Origin of the sequence: Streptomyces sp. NPDC058291 (assembly GCF_042880855.1) — a bacterium.
Taxonomy (GTDB): Bacteria; Actinomycetota; Actinomycetes; order Streptomycetales; family Streptomycetaceae; genus Streptomyces.
On record NZ_JBHVYK010000022.1, the window covers coordinates 1 to 20,393 of the forward strand.

A 20,393-nucleotide genomic window follows, 5' to 3' on the forward strand; every position below is an offset into this window, starting at 1 on the left:
GGGCGCCCCCTCACCTGTGTCCGTCAGCCTGTCCGGCGCGTTCTAGCCCTCGCGGCGGTGCCGCCCGCCGGCCTCCGCCGTCGCCTCCGCCGCGGCAGCGGCCTTCTCCTCCGCCTCCATCTCCGCGAACACGTCGATCGGTGCGGGCGCCTTCGCCAGGAACACCCAGGTCAGCCAGACGGCGAGCAGGAACGGCGGGATCTTCAGGGCCACCAGCACCCAGCCCAGCTGCGCGGTGTTGGCCCACAGGTACAGCGGGAAGAGGATCGCGCACTTGGCGAGCAGGATCAGGCCCCACGCCCAACTGGCCTTGGCGTAGGCCTTCTTGCGCCCGGGGTTGCGGGTCCGCCAGGAGAGGTTCTCCTTGAAGACCGGGCCCAGGATCAGACCGATCAGCGGCACCCCGCACAGCGTCGTCACGATGTAAGCCAGCGCCAGGCCCAGCGTGTAGAGCATGCCGGGGAGGTAGAAGGCCTTGGCGTTGCCGGTCATCATGGCGAAGACGACGCCGAACGCGACGCCGAAGACCCCGCTGAAGGCGTGCTTGACCGTGTCCTTCATCGCCAGGCGGACCACGACCAGGACCAGCGACACCGCGAGCGCAGCGATCGCGGACATGTGCAGGTTCTTGTTGATCGTGAAGATCGTGACGAAGACCAGGCCGGGCACCACCGTCTCGACCATTCCGCGGGCCCCGCCGAACGCCTCGAACAGCGCGGCCTCGGTCACCGCCCGGGCGTCGGCCGCGGCCGTGTCCTCCGCGGTCGTGTCTTCGGTCGGCTCGTCGAGCGACGTCACCGGCTACTCCCTACCCAGGGGTCTCAGTTCGTACTTGGGGTTGAACAGCACCCGGCGGCCGCGGCTCATGGAGACCCGGCCCGATGCGATGAGCTTGCGCCCCGGTTCTATCCCCACGATGGAGCGCCTGCCCAGCCACACCACGTCGAGTGCCGCGGTGCCGTCGAACAGCTCGGCCTCCAGGGCCGGGACTCCGGCGCGCGGTCGCAGGGTGACCGTGCGCAAGGTACCAGTAACGGTGACGATCTGCCGGTCCTGGCAGTCCCCGATCCGGGTGCATCCGGCCGTCTCGGCGTCCTCGCGCAGCTCCTCCGACTCCAGGTCCTCCTGCGACGAGGAGAGCCGGTCGAGCATGCGCCGGAACCGGCCCACCGGCTTTTCGGAACGAGGAACAGCGCTCATATCTGAAGCGTACCGGGGCCCGCCGACAGAGCCGTACCCGCGGCCGTACCAGCGGCGCTGCCCTCGGCGGGCCCGAGGGGACGCCCGGTTCGCGTCGGGTCCGCCCGGCGGCCTATCGCTCGAACCGGTACCCCATCCCGGGCTCCGTGACGAAGTGCCGCGGATGCGAGGGGTCCGCCTCCAGCTTGCGTCTGAGCTGTGCCATGTACACCCGCAGGTAGTTCGTCTCCGTCCCGTACGACGGCCCCCACACCTCCTGCAGCAGCTGCTTCTGGCTGACCAGGCGGCCGGTGTTGCGCACCAGCACCTCCAGCACATGCCACTCCGTGGGCGTCAGCCGTACGTCCTTGCCGGCCCGGTTCACCTTCTTCGCCGCCAGGTCCACGGTGAAGTCGTCGGTCTCGACCAGGACCTCGTCCTCCCCGCCTCCGGCCGGCTCGGCGCGCCGCACGGCGGCCCGCAGCCGGGCCAGCAGCTCGTCCATGCCGAACGGCTTGGTGACGTAGTCGTCGGCGCCCGCGTCGAGCGCCTCGACCTTCTCGTCCGAGGAGTGCCGGGCGGACAGCACCAGGATCGGCACCCTGGTCCAGCCGCGCAGCCCCTTGATCACCTCCACGCCGTCCATGTCCGGCAGCCCGAGATCGAGGACGACGACGTCCGGGTGGCGGGCGGCGGCGAGCCGGAGGGCGGTGGCGCCGTCATGGGCGGCGTCGACCTCGTACTTGCGGGCCTTGAGGTTGATCACGAGGGCGCGCACGATCTGCGGCTCGTCGTCGATCACGAGCACCCTCGTGGGGGCCTGGGGTGTCCCCCCAGCCGGGCTCAGCATGGGGCCTGCCTTTCGGGTGTTGCGGGTGTTGCGGGTGTCGCGGGTCGCGGCTCGGGGTCCGGGCCGGGCTGTGTCTCGGGGCGTGGTCCGGCCGCGCGGAGGGTGAGGACCATGGTGAGTCCGCCGCCGGGGGTGTCCTCGGCGTCGAGGGTGCCGCCCATGGCCTCGGCGAAACCCCGGGCGACCGCCAGCCCGAGCCCCACTCCGGCGCCCCGCGGGGCGTCGCCGTAGCGCTGGAAGGGAGCGAATATCCGCTCCTTGGCCTCGTCGGGGACGCCGGGCCCGCGGTCCACGACCCGCACCTCGACCCGGCCGGACAGGGCGCTCGCCGAGACCAGCACGGGTGCGCCGCCCGGGCTGTACTTGACGGCGTTCTCCACCAGGTTGGCGACCGCCCGCTCCAGCAGTCCGGCGTCCACGGCGACCATCGGCAGTGTCTCGGGGATGTCCAGTTCCACGCTCACCCGCGGGTCGGGGACCCCGCCGAGCGCCATCGGCACCACCTCGTCGAGGTCGGTCTCGCGGAGGATCGGCGTGACCGTGCCGGTCTGGAGGCGGGACATGTCCAACAGGTTGCCCACCAGGTGGTCGAGACGGTCCGCGCCGTCCTCGATGCCTTCCAGCAGCGCCGCCCGGTCCTCCTCGGACCAGGCCACGTCGTCCGACCTGAGGCTCGACACCGCCGCCTTGATCCCGGCCAGCGGCGTGCGCAGGTCATGGCTGACGGCGGCCAGCAGCGCCGTGCGGATCCGGTTGCCCTCGGCCAGCGCGCGGGCCTGGTCGGCCTCCTCCTGCAGACGCCTGCGGTCGAGCACGACGACCGCCTGCGCGGCGAACGCGGCCAGCACCCGCCGGTCCTCCGCGGGCAGCACGCGTCCGGTGAGCGCCAGCGCCGTGCGGTCGCCGACCGGCACCTCCACGTCGGCGTCCTCGGGCCGTTCGACCGGCCGCCCGAAGCCGACGTGGCCGGCCCGGGTCCACGGCGCGCGGTCGTCCGCCCGCTCCAGCAGCGCCGCCGACTCCATCCCGAAGGTCTCGCGCACCCGCTCCAGCAGCGCCTCCAGGCTGGTCTCGCCGCGCAGGACGTTGCCCGCCAGGTAGGACAGGATCTCCGACTCGGCCCGCAGCCGGGCCGCCTGATGGGTGCGCCGGGCGGCCAGGTCCACCACCGACGCCACCGAGATCCCCACCCCGACGAAGATCACGATGGCGACGATGTTCTTCGGGTCGGCGATGGTCCATCTGTGCAGGGGCGGGGTGTAGAAGTAGTTCAGCAGCAGCGAGCCCACGGCCGCCGAGGCCAGCGCGGGCAGCAGGCCGCCGAGCAGCGCCGCCGCCACCGTGACCGCCAGGAACAGCAGCATGTCGTTGGCGAGGCCGAGGCGGACGGTGCTCAGCAGCAGCGCCAGCAGCACCGGGCCGGCCACGCCGACCAGCCAGCCCCAGGCGATGCGGGCCCGCCCCAGCCGGGCGCCGCGGGCCACGGGCAGCCCGCGCCCCTTGGCGGCCTCCTCGTGGGTGACGATGTGGACGTCGAGGTCCGCCCCCGACTCCCGGGCGACCGTCGCGCCGACCCCGGGCCCGAAGACGTACTGCCAGGCCTTGCGGCGCGAGGAGCCGAGCACGATCTGGGTGGCGTTGACCCCGCGGGCGAAGTCGAGCAGCGCGGCCGGTATGTCGTCGCCGACCACGTGGTGGAAGGTGCCGCCGAGGTCCTCCGCGAGGGTGCGCTGGACCGCCAGCTCCTTGGGCGAAGCCGAGGTCAGCCCGTCGCTGCGCGCTATGTACACGGCGAGCACCTCGCCGCCCGCGCCCTTCTCCGCGAGCCGCGCCGCCCGCCGGATGAGGGTGCGCCCTTCGGGCCCGCCGGTCAGTCCGACCACGATCCGCTCGCGCGAGCCCCAGATCGCCGACACCCGGTGCTCGCTGCGGTACTGCTGCAGGTACGCGTCGACCCGGTCGGCGACCCACAGCAGGGCCAGCTCACGCAGCGCGGTGAGGTTCCCGGGCCGGAAGTAGTTGGACAGGGCCGCGTCGACCTTGTCCGGCTGGTACACGTTGCCGTGCGCCATCCGCCGGCGCAGGGCCTGCGGCGACATGTCCACCAGCTCGATCTCGTCGGCGCGCCGGACGAACTCGTCGGGCACCGTCTCCTGCTGGCGTACGCCCGTGATGAAGTCCACGACGTCGCCCAGGGACTCCAGGTGCTGGATGTTCACCGTGGAGATCACGTCGACTCCGAAGGCGAGCAGCTCCTCCACGTCCTGCCAGCGCTTGGCGTTGCGGGAGCCGGGAACGTTGGTGTGGGCGAGTTCGTCCACCAGGGCGACCTTCGGGGCACGGGCGAGGACGGCGTCCACGTCCATCTCGGTGAAGGTCGCGCCCCGGTACTCCAGGGCGCGGCGCGGGACCTCCTCCAGGCCGTGCAGCATCACCTCGGTGCGCCGGCGGCCGTGGTGCTCCACGAACCCCACCACGCAGTCCGTGCCGCGCTCCACGCGGCGATGGGCCTCGGACAGCATGGCGTACGTCTTGCCCACGCCCGGTGCGGCGCCGAGGTAGATCCGAAGCTTGCCGCGTGCCATGGCCTCATTGTCTTCCTGTCCGTGCTGCTTACGCAGCGTCGACCTTACGGCCCACGCTTCGGGGAGGAGGGGCGAGCCGAGGGGCGAGGCGCGCCTTTGACGCAACCCTGACGCGTACGGCGGGCACCGGCGCCCCTCGCCCCCTCATCGGACGAGCCCCCCGGATCGGTTCACGCGGGATTGTCCCCGTGGGTCAGCGTCTCCCAGGCGACGAAGAGGTTGTTGCCGCCGGCCGGACGGTTGCGCAGGGTGAGGGTCTGGGTGTTGGACATCGCGACGCCCAGCCGGTTGTGCAGCGCGTTGTAGCCGACCTCGGTGACCGGGCCGAGTCCCAGGTTGAGGGAGCCTCCGCACAGCCGGCTCGGGACGGCCTCGCCGAGCTCGTACTTCGCCTGGAAGCCGAGCGCCTGCCGCAGCCGTTCCCCGACGTCGGTGCCGTACAGGTCCTGGCCCTGGATCCGGCTGGTCTCGGCGACGTGCGAGATCGCGGAGATGCCGTACCCGGTGTGGGTGAGGTCCCGGCAGGTCTCCTGGGTCAGCCCGGTGACGAAGGTGCCCTGCCCCTGCCAGTACGCGACGATCTTCTCCCTGGTGTTCAGGTTCTGGCCGGGCACGGTCTTCGGGAGGTCGCCGTCGGAGGCCAGGTAGACGTAGGCGGCGGTGCGGGTGCGGAACCTGGCCATCGCCTTGTCGTAGGACGCCCTGTCCTCCAGGAAGACGGAGATCCCGATGGCCGCCTCCGTCATGGACAGCTCCCAGTTGCCGTTGGAGTTCGACCCGTTGATCACCTCGGGCAGGTAGACGTCGCGCAGCATGGTCGCGAAGCGGCCGGAGTTCGCCCAGTTCCCCGGGTACGTGTACTTGACGATCTCGGCGGCCCGCGGCCAGGAGGAGCCCGCCCAGCCGGTCTGCAGCGGGGCGTTGCTGTTGGTGTGGTCCTTGATGACGCCCGACCAGGCGTCCATGAGCTCGATGGCCTTTTCGGCGTACCGCTCGTCCCGCGTGACGTACCAGGCGAGGGCGTCGGTGTAGGCGGCGAGCGCGTCCTCGCGCTCGTCCGTGCAACCGATGTTCGGGTTGGAGTAGGACCCGCACTCGACGACGGCGCGGGGCTTGGGGGTGCGGCCGAGGTCGGCGTACTTGCTCGCCAGCAGTTGGTCGAAGGCGCCCTTCCAGGGTTGGGCCGCCGCGCCGACCTGGGTGCGGACGAAGTCCAGTTGGGCCCGCGAGACGGTGACTCCGGGGTGGACGAACGCGGTCGGGGCGGCGTGGGCCCGCGGGGCGGCAGGGGACGCGAGGGCGCCCAGGACCAGGGAGGTGACGGTCACGAGGAATGCGGCTCGACGCACGGAGACTCCGTTTCCCGTTCATGTATGAGAACTGAGAGCGCCCTTGTGAACTCAGGCGCTGAGCGGAGACCGTAGGTCCGGACCAATGAACCGTCAAGCCTTCCCGCAGAGGAAGGCGGGAAGGCGGGCGACAGGGCGCATGCGGGACGGCGGTCGGCGGGACGGCGCCGGACACGCCGAAGGGCCGCACCCCCGGTGAGGGGTGCGGCCCTTTCAGCCGTGCGCTTGGCCGACGAGCCGATCGGTCGAGGACTCGGCGGTTCAGGGGCTCGGCGGGTCAGCGGACCTCGGTGATCTCCGGTCCGCGCTGGAGCTGGCCCATGCCGCCGGAGAAGCGTGAGCTCTCGTCCTGCTGCTGGACGCCCTCGGGCACCATCTGCGCGTCGTTCGGCAGCTTGAGGACGATCGGGTCACGGGGCGCCATCGGGCCCTCGCCGCGGACCACGACCGTGTCCCGGAAGATCTGCTCCAGCAGACCCGCCGCCTGCGGCTGCACCGCGCCCTGGCCCGAGATCACCCCGCGCAGGAACCAGCGCGGGCCGTCCACGCCGACGAACCGCACGACGTGGAAGCCGCTCGTGCCGTCCGGCAGCTGTACCGGCACCTGGGCCCGCAGCTCCCAGCCCAGCGGGCCCTCCACCTCGTCGACGATGCCGCCCTGCTGGGTGATGCCGGAGCCGATCTCATCGCGCACCTCGCCCCAGATGCCCTCGCGCTTGGGAGCGGCGAAGGCCTGCAGCTGGATGGCGCTGTCGCGCAGCACGACCGTCGCGGCGACGATCGCGTCACCGGCGACCTCGACCCGCAGCTCCATGCCGTCGACCCCGGGCACGAAGAGACCGCCCAGGTCCACGCGGCCCTCGGCGGGGTCGCGCACCTCGGAGTCGTCCCAGGGCCCGTCGGGCCGGGGCTCCGGCTCGAGCCGCACGCGCTCGCGCTCACCCTCTACGTCGTCCGCCTCAGTGTCGACGCTGTCGACGACCTGCTCGGCCTCGCCGGCCGCGTCTTCGGCGGCACCCTTCTTGTTGCGACGTCCGAACACGTCACTGTCCTTCCCGGTCGGATACGGCCGAAGCGTATCGATTCCCACCCGTCGCGCCGCCCTCGGCGGCCTGACCGCTTGTACCGCTTGCGTCGCCCACGGCGGCGTGCCCGCCGGTGGACCCGAAGCCCCCTGCGGCCCGCGCCGATTCGGGAAGCTCCGCCACCTCCTGGAAGCGGACCCTCTCGACCTGCTGGACGACCAGTTGGGCAATCCGGTCGAAGCGCTCGAACCGCACGGACTCGTGCGGGTCGAGATTCACCACGATCACCTTGATCTCCCCACGGTACCCGGCATCAACCGTCCCCGGGGCATTCACGAGGGCGACGCCGCATCGGGCGGCCAGCCCCGAACGCGGGTGCACGAAGGCCGCGTACCCCTCGGGCAGGGCGATCGACACCCCCGTGGGCAGGACGGCCCGCTCCCCCGGCGCCAGCTCCCGGCTCCGGGTGGTGCGCAGGTCGGCCCCCGCGTCCCCGGGGTGCTCGTACGACGGAAGCGGTACGTCGGGGTCGACGCGCCGGATCAGGACGTTCAGCGCGTCTCGGCTCACGGGTTCACCTCGAAGGCGCGATCGCGCCTGATCCGGTCCGGATCGCTCATGGCGGCCCGGATCTCCTCCTCACGGCCGTGCCGCACGAAGTGCTCGACCGCGACCTCCACGAAGAGCGCGTCGGCACGGACGGCGACGGGCCCGTCGGGGCCGCCGATCCGCCCGGTGGCGCTCGAATAGATCTTGCGGCGGGCCACCGCCGTCACCTCGGCCTCCAGGTACAGGGTGGCGCCGACGGGGACGGGCCGCACGAAGTCCGTCTCCAGCCGTCCGGTCACCGCGATCGTCCGCAGCAGCCAGTTCAGCGAGCCCAGGGTCTCGTCGAGAGCGGTCGCCAGGATCCCGCCGTGCGCGAGACCGGGGGCGCCCTGGTGAGCGGGCCGCACGGTGAACTCGGCGGTGACCCTCACGCCCTCGCCGGCCCGCGTCTCCAGGTGCAGCCCGTGGGCCTGCCCGCCGCCACATCCGAAACAGTGTTCGTAGTGGGCGCCGAGAAGCTCGCCGGGTGCGGGGGCGGCGGGGTGGCGCACGGGTTTCACGGCGTCGGCCGGAGGCTCAAGAGCTGCGGAAGTACCACTCACAGCCGCAGACCTTACCCGCGCGTCCGCCCTGTCCGGACACCGTGCCAAGCTTGGCTGCATGCAGCTCTCCGCCGCCCCTTACGAAGAACGCCTCACCGCCCCTCGCTCGTGGTGGTTCGTCTCGTTCCTGGTGGGCGTCTCCATGGCCTTGATCCTGTTGCCCTTCGGCACCCTGCCGTTGCTCGGCGGCCTGGTCGGCGGCACCGCGGCCGCTGCCGTCGTGGCCAGTTCGTACGGCTCTCTGCGCATCCGCGTGGTGGGCGACTCCCTGATCGCGGGCGAGGCGAAGATCCCGGTCGCGGCCCTCGGCGACGCGGAGGTCCTGGACGCCGAGGAAGCGCGCGCCTGGCGCACCCACAAGGCCGACACCCGCGCCTTCCTGCTGCTGCGCTCCTACATCCCCACGGCCCTGAAGGTCGAGGTCACCGACCCGGACGACCCCACGCCGTACCTGTACCTGTCGACGCGGGAGCCGGAGCGCCTGGCGCAGGCCCTCGCCGCGGCGCGGGAGGCGACGGCGTAACCGCGGGCCCCGGCAGCCTTCGGCGGAGCCGGGCGGACGTCGGATTCAGCGCCCCGGTTCGCCGGGGGTTCCGGGGATCTCCCCCATGGTCAGCGGGTCCGCCGGCTTCTCCAGAGCCGGCAGTTCCGGCAGCTCGTCCCAGGGCACCTGCATCCTGCGCAGGTCGGCCCGGACCTTCGCGGCGACCCTTCTGGTGTCCCGCCGGTTCATGACCGCGCCGACGACGGCGCCCACCATGAAGGGCATCAGGTTCGGCAGATCGCGGACCATGCGCTTCATGATCTGCTGGCGCAGCTCGCGCTTCATCTGGCCGCCGAGGGCCGAGTTGATGGAGGACGGCTTCAGGACGTCGACCCCGCGTTCACCCGACCACGAGCGCACATACGCGGTGCTGCGGTCCTTGAGGTTGCCCGCCGGCCGCACGCCGTAGACCTCGTGGAGCTCGGCGATCAGCTTCAGTTCGATCGCCGCGACCCCGGTGATCTCCGCGGCCAGCTCGGTCGGCATCGCGGGCGGCACGGGCAGCATCGCCGCCGCTCCGATGCCCGCGCCGACGGTGGACGTGGCGTTCGCCGCGCCCGCCACGAGTTTGTCGGCGATCTCTTCCGGCCCCAGACCCGGGAACTGCCGGCGAAGCGTCTGGAGGTCCCGTACGGGCACCCGGGGGGCCATGTCGATGATCCGGTCGGCCAGGTGCCCGAGGCCCGCCCTGGCCCGTCTGCCGCCCTGTCGGGCGCCTTCCCGGGCCAGGCCGGCGGCCTTGTCCCGGATGACCGCCGCCCTCCGCCTTGCGACGGGGGCGGCGTTCCGCGCCGACTCCGGGAGGTCACTCCGGTCCGCCGCGGGTTCGAGCGAGGCAGATCCCGCCGGGACTGCTCCCGTGCCGGATGAGCCCCGCTCGTCGTCACGCACGCCGTGAGGGCCGTCGGACGGCCCTTTGTCCGTTCCCCGCAGGGGGAAGCGGCGCTTCCGAGGAGGGGTCGAGCCAGTCACGGCCGACCCCGCCTCAGTCGCAGTCGCGGCAGATCGGCTGACCGTTCTTCTCCCGGGCCAGCTGGCTGCGGTGGTGCACCAGGAAGCAGCTCATGCACGTGAACTCGTCCTGCTGCTTCGGCAGCACCCGGACGGCCAGCTCCTCGTTCGAGAGGTCTGCGCCGGGCAGTTCAAGACCTTCTGCGGCCTCGAATTCGTCGACATCGACTGCGGAGGCGGACTTGTCGTTCCGCCTGGCCTTCAGCTCTTCAAGACTGTCTGAGTCGACGTCGTCATCGGTCTTGCGTGGGGTGTCGTAATCGGTAGCCATTTCGCCTCTCCCCCTCTGGGTGTCTGCGGTGTCTCCAGCGCACGTAACGCGTGAGAGGCCGGACTTGTGCCCGCCTCGAGGCGGAGATTTTGCCTCACATCAAGGTCTGTTACTCAATCGACACCCAACCGAACTCCTCACGAGTGACCGGCTTGGATGGCGATCGGGACCGTACACGGTCCGATTGCCGCACTTCAAAGGCGTCTCACCGTGTACTTCCCGTGATCGGGACCCCCGAAAACCCGGATTTTCCGGGCTTTACACAGGCATCCATGATCACGGAGAGTAGATGACCGGAAATTCGTCCCTGTGATCGATCACACACGGTGAAGCCCGTTCTCAGCCCAGAAAATTCCGCGCAAAGCGAACATCCCCGCGTGTGTCGGCGACATGATCTCAGACGGGGAAGGTGACTCGCATCACGAGACCACCCCCCTCGCGCGGCTCGGCCACGATATGACCGCCGTGCGCCCGGGCCACGGACCGCACGATGGACAGACCGAGCCCGACCCCCTTGTCGCTGCCCGTCCGCTCGGTACGCAGCCGACGGAACGGCTCGAACAGATTATCGATCTCGTACGCCGGCACGACCGGGCCGGTGTTCGACACGACCAGAACCGCCTGGCCGTGCCGGACGTCGGTGGTCACCTCGACCCAGCCGTCCTCGGGCACGTTGTACCGCACGGCATTCTGCACGAGATTCAGTGCGATTCTCTCCAAAAGGACGCCGTTGCCCTGAACGACCGCGGTTTTCTGCTCACCGCGGAGCACCACGCCCTTGGCCGCCGCCTCTGCGTGCACCTGGTCCACGGCCTGCTCGGCCACCTCCGCGAGGTCGACCGGCTTGCGCTCGACGATCTGGTTGTCGCTGCGGGCGAGCAGCAGCAGACCCTCGACGAGCTGCTCGCTGCGTTCGTTGGTGGCCAGCAGCGTCTTCCCCAGTTGCTGCAGCTCCACCGGCGCGCCCGGATCGGAGAGGTGCACTTCGAGCAGCGTGCGGTTGATCGCCAGCGGCGTTCTCAGCTCGTGCGAGGCGTTGCCCACGAAGCGCTGCTGTGCGGTGAACGCGCGCTGCAGCCGTTCGAGCATGTCGTCGAAGGTGTCGGCCAGTTCCTTGAGCTCGTCGTCCGGGCCGTCCAGCTCGATGCGGCGGGACAGGTCCGAGCCCGCCACCGCGCGCGCGGTGCGGGTGATCCTGCCGAGCGGGGACAGCACGCGGCCGGCCATCGCGTACCCGAACGCGAAGGCGATGATCGCCAGGCCCAGGAGGGCGAGCAGCGAGCGGCTGAGGAGGTCGTCGAGCGCGTGCTGACGCTGGATGTCGTCGCACTGCTTGAGGAACGCGTTGAACTGGTCCTGGTTGGTCGCCGCGCCCAGCTGCGGGCAGGTGGAACTGGTGACGTGGAGATCGCTCCCGGTCACCTTGAACGCCTGGCCGCTGCCTTCGTGGAGGGCCTGCGCGGCCAGCAGGTAGATGATCGACAGCAGCATGATGCCGGCGATCAGGAACATGCCGCCGTACAGCAGGGTGAGCCGTATGCGGATGGTCGGGCGCAGCCATGGAAAGGGCAGCTGTGGGCTGCGGGGGTCCCAGGTGGGCTTGGGGGGCGCCTGGGGAGGCGCGGGCGTCGATGCCACGGCGGTCAGATCCGGTAGCCCGAACCGGGGACGGTGACGATCACCGGGGGTTCGCCGAGCTTGCGGCGGAGCGTCATGACGGTCACGCGGACGACGTTGGTGAACGGGTCGGTGTTCTCGTCCCACGCCTTCTCCAGGAGCTGCTCCGCGGAGACCACCGCTCCCTCGCTGCGCATCAGCACCTCCAGGACGGCGAACTCCTTGGGCGCGAGCTGCACCTCCTTGCCGTCGCGGAAGACCTCGCGGCGGTTGGGGTCCAGCTTGATGCCGGCCCGCTCCAGGACGGGCGGCAACGGCACGCTGGTGCGCCGGCCGAGCGCACGCACCCGGGCGATCAGCTCGCTGAAGGCGAAGGGCTTGGGGAGGTAGTCGTCGGCGCCGATCTCCAGGCCCTCGACGCGGTCGCTGACGTCGCCTGAGGCCGTGAGCATCAGCACGCGCGTGGGCATGCCGAGTTCGACGATCTTGCGGCAGACGTCGTCCCCGTGCACGAGGGGGAGGTCGCGGTCGAGGACGACCACGTCGTAGTCGTTGACGCCGATGCGCTCCAGGGCGGCCGCACCGTCGTACACGACGTCGACGGCCATGGCCTCCCGGCGCAGTCCGGTGGCCACCGCATCGGCGAGCAGCTGCTCGTCCTCGACGACGAGTACGCGCACGTCGCAGTCCTTCCTGTGTCCACCCGCGTAGCGTCCTGGACGCACGCGGGCGGGGTCTTCGGTGAGTGTGTGCGTCCATCCTGCCCTTTTCGGCCGTAAGTCGGCGGTAAGGCGGGTGCGAGCGAGATGAAGGACGGGTGTGAGGGCCCGGGAAGGCGAATTTTTCTCGTCCCGGTGAGGTTTCCGTGGAAGGGAGCGAGGGGAGGACGGCTTTACACCCCGCGATCACGCTCTGCATGTGCCGCTGCACCATGGGGCACACCGCGGTCCGCTTGCCGCAGAGCGGGCGTGGGTGTCCGGCACCGTCGCCGCCCGGCAGGGCAGCGCTGGGCACCTGTGAGAGACGTGATCGCCCCTTCCCAACCGGCACACCCCCGTGCCATCGACCCACGACCCAGGACGAGGGGGCGCAGCATGGATGCATTCACCGCAGGACTTCTGCAGCGCATAAGGGCGACCGAGACCGACCTGACGCGGGCTCGCGACGAGGGCGACGACTTCCTCGTCGAGGTGGAGCAGGCCGAGCTCGACGACCTGCGTCGCCTCGCCGCCGAGCACGGTGTGGAGGTCGGCGCGACGAGCGTGTAGCGGTAGGCGCGTACGCGCAGGGGCCCCGGCGAATCCAGCGCCGGGGCCCCTTCGCGTGTCCGCCGGGGCGGCGGAGCGGGCGGGCTCAGTCGTGCCAGGCGCCGAGGTCCTCCAGCAGCCGCTGGAGCGGCTCGAAGACGCCGGGGGCGGCGGCGATCGCGAGATCGCGTCCGGGGCGCTCTCCGGGGCGCCCACCGGTCAGCGCGCCCGCTTCACGGGCGATCAGGTCGCCGGCGGCGAGGTCCCAGGCGTGCAGGCCGCGCTCGTAGTAGCCGTCGAGCCGGCCGACGGCCACGTCGCACAGGTCGACGGCGGCCGAGCCGGTGCGCCGGATGTCCCGCAGCAGCGGGATCAGCCGCTGCGCGACGTCCGCCTGACGGGTGCGGACCTCGGTGACGTAGTTGAAGCCGGTCGACACCAGGGCCTGGTCGAGGGGGGCGGTCGGGCGGCAGGCCAGGACGCGCTCCCCCGTCCAGGCGCCGGCCCCTCGGGCGCCGCCGCCGCGCACGGCGTGGAACGTCTCGCCGCGCATCGGGATCGCGACGACCCCGACGACGGTCTCGCCGTCCTGCTCGGCCGCGATGGAGACGGCCCACGTGGGCAGCCCGTAGAGGTAGTTGACCGTGCCGTCGAGGGGATCGATCACCCAGCGGACGCCGCTGCTGCCCTCGCTGGAGGCGCCCTCCTCGCCGAGGAAGCCGTCGTCGGGGCGGCGCTCGGAGATCAGGCCGGTGATCAGCTTCTCGGCCGCGATGTCCATCTCGGTGACGACGTCGATCGGACTGGACTTGGTGGCGGCGACCGTCAGGTCGGCCGGGCGGCCGTCGCGCAGGAGCTCACCGGCGCGGCGGGCGGCCTCCTGGGCGAGCGCGAGCAGTTCTGTGTGCAGGGGGTCGGTCACGCCGTTCCTCACGCGTAGGGGCTGTCGGCGCCCGCGGCGGCGGGCCTGGGGGCGCGGGCGGGGCAGCAGCCGACCGGGCACAGGTGGTGGCTCGGCCCGAGCGCTCCGAGGGCGCACGGGGCGACCTCCAGGCCGCTCTCCACCGCGGCGCGCTCCAGGACGAGCTCGCGGATCGCGGCCGCGAAGCGGGGGTCGGCGCCGACGGTGGCCGAACGGCGCATCGGCAGACCCAGTTCGCGCGCCTTGGCCTCGGCCTCCGTGTCGAGGTCGTAGAGGACCTCCATGTGGTCGGAGACGAAGCCGATGGGTGCGACGACGACCGCCGGGACGCCGGCCGCGTGCCGTTCCTCCAGGTGGTCGCAGATGTCCGGCTCCAGCCAGGGGATGTGCGGGGCGCCCGAGCGGGACTGGTAGACGAGCTGCCAGGGGTGGTCCACGCCGGTGCGCTCGCGGACGGCGTCGGCGACCAGCCGGGCGGTCTCCAGGTGCTGCCTCACGTACGCGCCGCCGTCGCCGTGGTCCTCGACGGGGCCGGAGGCGTCCGCGGCCGCGATCGGGATGGAGTGGGTCGAGAAGGCCAGGTGCGCTCCGTCGCGGACGTCCTCGGGAAGGTCGGCCAGCGATCGCAGGACGCCCTCGACCATGGGCTCCACGAAGCCGGGGTGGTTGAAGTAGTGCCGCAGCTTGTCGACCTTCGGCAGTGCGAGGCCTTCGGCCTCCAGCGCGGCCAGCGAGTCGGCGAGGTTCTCGCGGTACTGGCGGCAGCCGGAGTAGGAGGCGTACGCGCTGGTGGCGAGGACGAGGACGCGTCGGCGACCGTCGACGACCATCTCGCGCAGGGTGTCCGTGAGGTACGGGGCCCAGTTGCGGTTGCCCCAGTAGATCGGCAGGTCCAGCCCGTGGTCGGCGAAGTCCTTGCGCAGGGCCTCCAGCAGGGCGCGGTTCTGGTCGTTGATGGGGCTGACCCCGCCGAACAGGAAGTAGTGCTGCCCCACTTCCTTCAGGCGTTCCTTGGGGATGCCGCGCCCGCGGGTCACGTTCTCCAGGAACGGGACCACGTCGTCCGGGCCTTCCGGGCCGCCGAAGGAGAGCAGGAGCAGGGCGTCGTAGGGGGTGGCATCGAGCGCGTCTGGCATGAGTCGATCCTGCCACCCGGCTCCGACAGCGGGGAAACGGCGGGGCGCCGGGCGCGCCCCCGGCCCGAGCCGGTGCGGTCCCGGCACGCGAGGGTGCATGAGGGTTGCCTAAGTTCGTAAGCTGTATGAGCTGTCTTCACGCCTTACCGGCTCTGCCGGGCCCTCCGCGCTGCGCGCCGGGCCCGTCGGGCCGCCCTCTCTCACGCCGCACAGCGCCCCCGCGCGCGTGACCGGACCGACGGAGACCCCCGTGCCCAGCCCGTACCGCGCTCTGTTCGCAGCCCCCGGCTCCAAGGGCTTCTCCGCCGCGGGCTTCCTGGGCAGGATGCCGCTGTCGATGATGGGCATCGGCGTGGTCACCATGGTCTCCCAGCTCACCGGACGGTACGGGCTCGCGGGCGCGCTGTCGGCGACCATCGCGCTGGCGGCCGCGGTCTTCGGTCCGCAGATCTCGCGCATGGTGGACCTGCACGGACAGCGCAGGGTCCTGCGCCCGGCGACGCTGGTCGCCCTGGCGGCCGCGACCGGACTGCTGCTGGCCGCGCACCTCGCGTGGCCGGACTGGGTGTTGTTCGTGTGCGCCGCCGGCGTCGGGACCGTGCCCAGCCTCGGCGCGATGGTCCGGGCCCGCTGGGCGGCCCTGTACCGGGGCACCCCGCGACTGCACACCGCGTACTCCTTCGAATCCGTGGTGGACGAGGTCTGCTTCATCGTCGGGCCGATCATCTCGATCGGCCTGTCCACAGTCTGGTTCCCCGAGGCCGGACCGCTGCTGGCGGCCTGTTTCCTCGCCGTCGGCGTTTTCTGGCTGACCGCTCAGCGGGCCACCGAGCCCGAGCCCCATCCGCGCTCGCAGCGCGACAGGGGCTCGGCGCTGCGCTCACCGGGCCTGCAGGTCCTGGTGTCCACCTTCGTGGCGACCGGCGCGATCTTCGGGGCGGTCGACGTGGTCACCGTGGCCTTCGCCGACGAGCGTGGTCACAAGGGCGCCGCCAGCGTCGTCCTGGCGCTGTACGCGGCCGGTTCCTGTCTGGCGGGGCTGGTGTTCGGTCTGCTGCGGCTCAAGGGGTCGCCGGAACGTCGCTGGCTGCTGGGCGTGTTCGTGATGGGCGTGAGTATGATCCCCCTCCTACTGGTCGGAGACTTGCCGTTTCTGGCCGTGGCGCTGTTCGTAGCGGGCCTGGCCATCGCTCCCACGATGATCACCACCATGTCCCTCATCGAAGAGCACGTACCACGCGCACAGCTGACCGAGGGGATGACCTGGATAAGCACCGGGCTCGCGGTCGGGGTCGCGCTCGGCTCCTCCATCGCCGGCTGGGTCATCGACGCGGCCGGGGCACGGGCCGGGTACGGGGTTCCGGCGGTCTCCGGAGCCGTCGCGGTCGCGGTCGGTTTCCTGGGCTACCGCCGGCTGAGCAGGCCGGCACCGGGTCGGGGAGGCACCGTTGAGCAGGACAGCGAGCGGGAAGAACGGCACGTGGCGTAACTGGGGCGGCAACGTCGTCGCACGCCCCGCGCGGGAGGTCACGCCCGCCTCCGTCGACGAGCTGGCGGAGGCCGTGCGCCGGGCCGCCGAGGACGGCCTGAAGGTGAAGGCGGTCGGCACCGGCCACTCCTTCACGTCGATCGCCGCGACCGACGGCGTATTGATCCGTCCCCAGCTCCTGACCGGTATCCGCAGCATTGATCGCGACAACATGACCGTCACGGTCGAGGCCGGAACGCCGCTCAAGAGGCTCAACCTGGCCCTGGCGCGCGAGGGCCTGTCGCTCACCAACATGGGCGACATCATGGAGCAGACGGTCTCCGGGGCCACCAGCACCGGCACCCACGGCACCGGCCGCGACTCCGCCTCCATCGCCGCCCAGATCAAGGGCCTGGAACTGGTCACCGCGGACGGCTCGGTGCTCGTGTGCTCCGAGAAGGAGAACCCCGAGGTCTTCGCGGCCGCCCGGATCGGCCTGGGCGCCCTCGGCGTCGTCACCGCCCTCACCTTCGCGGTGGAGCCGGTGTTCCTGCTCACCGCGCGCGAGGAGCCGATGGCCCTCGACAAAGTGCTCGCCGAGTTCGACGAACTGTGGGCCGAGAACGAGCACTTCGAGTTCTACTGGTTCCCGCACACCGGCAGCACCACCACCAAGCGCAACAACCGCAGCGCCGGCCCGGCCCAGCCGGTGAGCCCGATCGCGGGGTGGATCGAGGACGAGTTCCTCTCCAACGGCGTCTTCCAGGCGGCCCAGTGGGTCGGCCGGGCGGTTCCGGCCACGGTCCCGGCGATCGCCCGCATCTCCAGCAGGGCCCTGTCGGCGCGCACCTACACCGACATCCCCTACAAGGTGTTCACCTCGCCGCGTCGGGTGCGGTTCGTGGAGATGGAGTACGCGGTCCCGCGCGAGGCGGTGACCGAGACGCTGCGCGAGCTGAAGGCGATGGTCGACCGGTCGGGGCTGCGGATCAGCTTCCCCGTCGAGGTGCGCACCGCTCCCGCCGACGACATCACGCTGTCCACCGCGTCCGGCCGCGACAGCGCGTACATCGCCGTCCACATGGTCAAGGGAACGGCCTATCAGGGGTACTTCACGGCGGCCGAGCGCATCTTCACCGCGCACCAGGGCCGTCCGCACTGGGGGAAGGTGCACACGCGGGACGCGGAGTACTTCGCCGGCGTCTATCCGCGCTTCGAGGAGTTCACGGCCCTGCGGGACCGGCTGGACCCAGGTCGCCTGTTCCAGAACGACTACCTGCGGAGGGTTCTGGGGGCGTGACGTGCCCCGCGGACGCGTCGGGCGGCCGGGCGGTCGCCCCCCTCGCGCACCGCGGACCGGGGCGTCGCCGGCTCGCAGGAAACCGGCGGCTCCCTGTCGGAAGATCGCGTGAAGTGTGCCACGCCCAAGATCGGGAAGCCGTGTGACGGGGGGCCGGAACCCCTCTCTTGCCAGAAGTCGGGCAGCGCGCCAATCCACGCACGTGGCCCAAATGGAGTACTGTTGCGAGCCCTGGGCCCGGTCTCCCGCCAGGATGTCCGGGGCCTCGCTGGACCGCCTGGAGGGGCTAGTTGCACAGGGTGACGGTGTTGGTCACTCAGCGTGGCGAATAGGTAACCGTGCCATAACGGCGACGCAGGGCCTGTGCCCGACACGCCGGGCAACTCGGCAAGGTTGTGGCAGGCTGCACCCGGGCAGGCCACACTCGACTAGCGGAAGCAGCGACGCACGTGACGTCGGCAGGCACCACCCGGGAGGTCCCCATGCCCGAACTGCGTGTCGTGGCCGTCTCGAATGACGGCACACGGCTGGTGCTGAAGGCTGCGGACAGCACGGAGTACACGCTTCCGATCGATGAGCGTCTGCGCGCCGCCGTCCGCGGCGACCGTCCCCGCCTCGGCCAGATCGAGATCGAGGTGGAGAGCCATCTCCGCCCCCGCGACATCCAGGCGCGTATACGTGCCGGTGCGACGGCGGAGGAAGTCGCGCAGATGGCCGGGATCCCCGTCGACCGCGTACGCCGCTTCGAGGGCCCCGTGCTGGCCGAGCGTGCCTTCATGGCCGAGCGCGCCCGTAAGACGCCGGTCCGCCGGCCCGGCGAGAACGCCGGTCCGCAGCTCGGCGAGGCCGTCCAGGAACGCCTGTTGCTGCGCGGCGCCGAGAAGGACACCGTCCAGTGGGACTCATGGCGCCGCGACGACGGCACCTGGGAGGTCCTGCTGGTCTACCTGGTCGCGGGCGAACCGCACTCGGCGAGCTGGACGTACGATCCGCCCCGGCGGCTCGTCCAGGCCGTCGACGACGAGGCGCGTTCGCTGATCGGCGAGTCCGACGACCTGGCCGCTCCCGAGCCCAGCTTTCCGTTCGTCCCGCGTATCGCCCGGCTGCCGCGCGACCGCCCGCTGGACCGCACCCTCGACCGGCCCAGCCTGCCGGCCCCGCCGTCCGAGCCGGACGAGGACAGCGTCGGCGAGCGGGAACGCGACTCGCTGACCAGCCTGTTGGAGGCGGTGCCGAGCTTCCGCGGCGACATGGTCGTCCCGGAGCGCCCGTCGACGGAGCCCGTCACGGAGGAGCCCGACGAGCAGGAGGTCGTCGCCGAGGAGCCCCCGGCGCCCGCCGCCTCCGCCGGTTCCGCCTACGCGGACGTCCTCATGCCGCGGTCCGTCGGAAGCCACCGTGACCGCCTGATCGGCGCCACCGACCGCCAGGCCGAGGCGGACGGCGTCCGTCCCGGCCGCCGCGCCGCGGTGCCGAGCTGGGACGAGATCGTGTTCGGCACCCGGCGCAAGAAGCAGGAGTGAGCGGGTCTCGGGCGGCGACGCCGCAGGAGTGAGCGGCCCTCGAACAGCAACCCGCACCGGGCGTGCGCCCTTCGTGGCGTCGGCGTTCGCAGGCACGCGTGAAGGGCCGCACCTCCTCGGTGCGGCCCTTCGTCGTCTGTGCGTCGCCGGCCGGTCCGGGCGGCAGGTCACCTGCGAGGGGTCACCGGGGGTCCGGGCCCACGGCGACCGGCCGGGCCGGGTCCGCCGACCACTCCGACCAGGATCCGACGTACAGGGCCGCGGGGATGCCCGCCACCGCCAGGGCCAGCACCTCGTGGGCCCCGGAGACGCCGGAGCCGCAGTACACGCCCACCTCGACGCCGTCCGACGCCCCGAGCGCCTCGAAGCGGTCCTGCAACTCCTCGGCGGGCAAGAAGCGTCCGTCCGGGCCGACGTTGTCGTTCGTGGGCGCGGACACCGCGCCGGGGATGTGCCCGCCGACCCGGTCGATCGGCTCGACCTCGCCCCGGTACCGTTCCCCCGCGCGGGCGTCGAACAACACGCCGGAGCGGGCCAGGGCCGCCGCGCCGTCCGCGTCGAGCAGACCCGTGGCGCCCGGGGTCGGCTCGAAATCGCCTTCCCCGCGCGCGGGCACCTCGACCGAGAGCTCGCCCCGCCACGACGGCAACCCGCCGTCGAGGACCCGCACGTCCGGGTGACCCGTCCAGCGCAGCAACCACCACGCGCGCGCCGCCGCCCACCCCTGCCCACCGTCGTACACGACCACCGGCGTTCCGGCCGAGACACCCGCCCGGCGCATGGCGGCGCCGAACTGCGCGAGGTCGGGCAGCGGATGGCGGCCACGGACGCCCGCGGTTCCCGCCAACTCCTCGTCCAGGTCGACGTAGACAGCGCCCGGCACATGCCCGGCCGCGTACGCGGCCCGGCCGTCGAACGGCGGCTCCCCGGCCGCCTTGGCCACGCTGAGCTGCCAGCGGACGTCGAGAACCACGGGCGGATGGTCCCCGGCCAGTTCCTCGGCCAGTTCCGGTGCGGTGATGATGGCGTTCATGTCCGCCATCCTCGCGTACGGGGTGGCCCCGCCGCTCATGTCCGGCTACTCTGCTCGGCCGGACACGCTCGATCACGACCCGTGCAGGATCGAACACGTGCCGTACAGGCGATCGACATACGGCGACAACCGCGCGTAAACCGACGAGAAACCCCCCATCAGGCAACCTCCGAGGGCCGAAG

At 71.7% G+C, this 20,393-nt stretch carries 20 protein-coding genes; 5 read left to right on the forward strand and 15 right to left on the reverse strand.

The genetic code is table 11. The features are described 5' to 3' along the window. Positions 1-42 precede the first annotated feature (42 nt). From ACFVYK_RS13970 to ACFVYK_RS14005, 8 genes are all read right to left on the reverse strand, one after another. Positions 43-798 (reverse strand): DUF3159 domain-containing protein, encoded by a 756-nt coding sequence (locus ACFVYK_RS13970; protein WP_389772850.1) that lies wholly within the window; start codon positions 796-798, stop codon positions 43-45. Between the two features lie 3 nt (positions 799-801). Then, entirely contained in the window at positions 802-1,200 is a 399-nt protein-coding gene (locus tag ACFVYK_RS13975) for an OB-fold nucleic acid binding domain-containing protein (protein WP_109005818.1), read from the reverse strand. A 112-nt stretch (positions 1,201-1,312) separates the two neighbouring features. After that, positions 1,313-2,029 (reverse strand): response regulator, encoded by a 717-nt coding sequence (locus ACFVYK_RS13980; RefSeq protein ID WP_389772853.1) that lies wholly within the window; start codon positions 2,027-2,029, stop codon positions 1,313-1,315. Further along, positions 2,023-4,614: an ATP-binding protein gene (locus tag ACFVYK_RS13985; protein WP_389772856.1), complete on the reverse strand. Its 2,592-nt coding sequence runs from the start codon at positions 4,612-4,614 to the stop codon at positions 2,023-2,025. The genes ACFVYK_RS13980 and ACFVYK_RS13985 overlap by 7 nt, the downstream gene beginning before the upstream one ends. 170 nt (positions 4,615-4,784) lie before the next feature. Further along, positions 4,785-5,963: an alginate lyase family protein gene (locus ACFVYK_RS13990; protein ID WP_389772859.1), complete on the reverse strand. Its 1,179-nt coding sequence runs from the start codon at positions 5,961-5,963 to the stop codon at positions 4,785-4,787. A 277-nt stretch (positions 5,964-6,240) separates the two neighbouring features. Beyond that, entirely contained in the window at positions 6,241-7,005 is a 765-nt protein-coding gene (locus ACFVYK_RS13995) for a DUF3710 domain-containing protein (protein ID WP_389772862.1), read from the reverse strand. Position 7,006: 1 nt separating this feature from the next. Next, on the reverse strand, positions 7,007-7,558 hold the full coding sequence (gene dut / locus ACFVYK_RS14000; RefSeq protein ID WP_389772864.1) for a dUTP diphosphatase: 552 nt from the start codon (positions 7,556-7,558) through the stop codon (positions 7,007-7,009). Then, positions 7,555-8,139 (reverse strand): PaaI family thioesterase, encoded by a 585-nt coding sequence (locus ACFVYK_RS14005; RefSeq protein WP_389772867.1) that lies wholly within the window; start codon positions 8,137-8,139, stop codon positions 7,555-7,557. The genes dut and ACFVYK_RS14005 overlap by 4 nt, the downstream gene beginning before the upstream one ends. 58 nt (positions 8,140-8,197) lie before the next feature. Between ACFVYK_RS14005 and ACFVYK_RS14010 the strand changes: the two genes are divergently transcribed. Further along, the gene (locus tag ACFVYK_RS14010) at positions 8,198-8,662 is read left to right on the forward strand and encodes a DUF3093 domain-containing protein (RefSeq protein WP_389772869.1); all 465 of its coding nucleotides are present in this window, start codon (positions 8,198-8,200) and stop codon (positions 8,660-8,662) included. Positions 8,663-8,707: 45 nt separating this feature from the next. Here ACFVYK_RS14010 and ACFVYK_RS14015 read toward each other — a convergent pair whose 3' ends face one another. The 4 genes from ACFVYK_RS14015 to ACFVYK_RS14030 form a co-directional block, all read right to left on the reverse strand. Next, entirely contained in the window at positions 8,708-9,655 is a 948-nt protein-coding gene (locus ACFVYK_RS14015) for a hypothetical protein (protein WP_389772872.1), read from the reverse strand. Positions 9,656-9,668: 13 nt separating this feature from the next. Further along, positions 9,669-9,965: a DUF4193 domain-containing protein gene (locus ACFVYK_RS14020; protein WP_003993510.1), complete on the reverse strand. Its 297-nt coding sequence runs from the start codon at positions 9,963-9,965 to the stop codon at positions 9,669-9,671. Positions 9,966-10,361: 396 nt separating this feature from the next. Next, on the reverse strand, positions 10,362-11,603 hold the full coding sequence (locus ACFVYK_RS14025; RefSeq protein WP_389772874.1) for a sensor histidine kinase: 1,242 nt from the start codon (positions 11,601-11,603) through the stop codon (positions 10,362-10,364). 5 nt (positions 11,604-11,608) lie between these two features. Continuing rightward, entirely contained in the window at positions 11,609-12,262 is a 654-nt protein-coding gene (locus ACFVYK_RS14030; protein ID WP_003993508.1) for a response regulator transcription factor, read from the reverse strand. A gap of 414 nt (positions 12,263-12,676) precedes the next feature. Between ACFVYK_RS14030 and ACFVYK_RS14035 the strand changes: the two genes are divergently transcribed. Continuing rightward, positions 12,677-12,850, forward strand: coding sequence for a hypothetical protein (locus ACFVYK_RS14035; RefSeq protein ID WP_167467697.1), 174 nt, complete (start codon positions 12,677-12,679; stop codon positions 12,848-12,850). An 85-nt stretch (positions 12,851-12,935) separates the two neighbouring features. Here ACFVYK_RS14035 and ACFVYK_RS14040 read toward each other — a convergent pair whose 3' ends face one another. Together ACFVYK_RS14040 and ACFVYK_RS14045 are read right to left on the reverse strand one after the other, a co-directional pair. Then, positions 12,936-13,751, reverse strand: coding sequence for an inositol monophosphatase family protein (locus ACFVYK_RS14040; protein ID WP_389772878.1), 816 nt, complete (start codon positions 13,749-13,751; stop codon positions 12,936-12,938). 8 nt (positions 13,752-13,759) lie between these two features. Beyond that, positions 13,760-14,887: a ferrochelatase gene (locus ACFVYK_RS14045; protein WP_389772881.1), complete on the reverse strand. Its 1,128-nt coding sequence runs from the start codon at positions 14,885-14,887 to the stop codon at positions 13,760-13,762. A 250-nt stretch (positions 14,888-15,137) separates the two neighbouring features. Between ACFVYK_RS14045 and ACFVYK_RS14050 the strand changes: the two genes are divergently transcribed. The 3 genes from ACFVYK_RS14050 (at position 15,138) to sepH (ending at position 19,178) form a co-directional block, all read left to right on the forward strand. Continuing rightward, on the forward strand, positions 15,138-16,376 hold the full coding sequence (locus ACFVYK_RS14050) for an MFS transporter (protein WP_389772883.1): 1,239 nt from the start codon (positions 15,138-15,140) through the stop codon (positions 16,374-16,376). Continuing rightward, positions 16,336-17,655, forward strand: coding sequence for a D-arabinono-1,4-lactone oxidase (locus tag ACFVYK_RS14055; protein WP_389772886.1), 1,320 nt, complete (start codon positions 16,336-16,338; stop codon positions 17,653-17,655). Before ACFVYK_RS14050 ends, ACFVYK_RS14055 begins: the two co-directional genes overlap by 41 nt. A 482-nt stretch (positions 17,656-18,137) precedes the next feature. After that, on the forward strand, positions 18,138-19,178 hold the full coding sequence (sepH, locus tag ACFVYK_RS14060) for a septation protein SepH (RefSeq protein WP_389772889.1): 1,041 nt from the start codon (positions 18,138-18,140) through the stop codon (positions 19,176-19,178). Positions 19,179-19,359: 181 nt separating this feature from the next. Here the strand turns inward: sepH and ACFVYK_RS14065 are convergent, their stop codons facing one another. Continuing rightward, entirely contained in the window at positions 19,360-20,211 is an 852-nt protein-coding gene (locus ACFVYK_RS14065) for a sulfurtransferase (protein ID WP_389772892.1), read from the reverse strand. Positions 20,212-20,393: the final 182 nt, after the last annotated feature.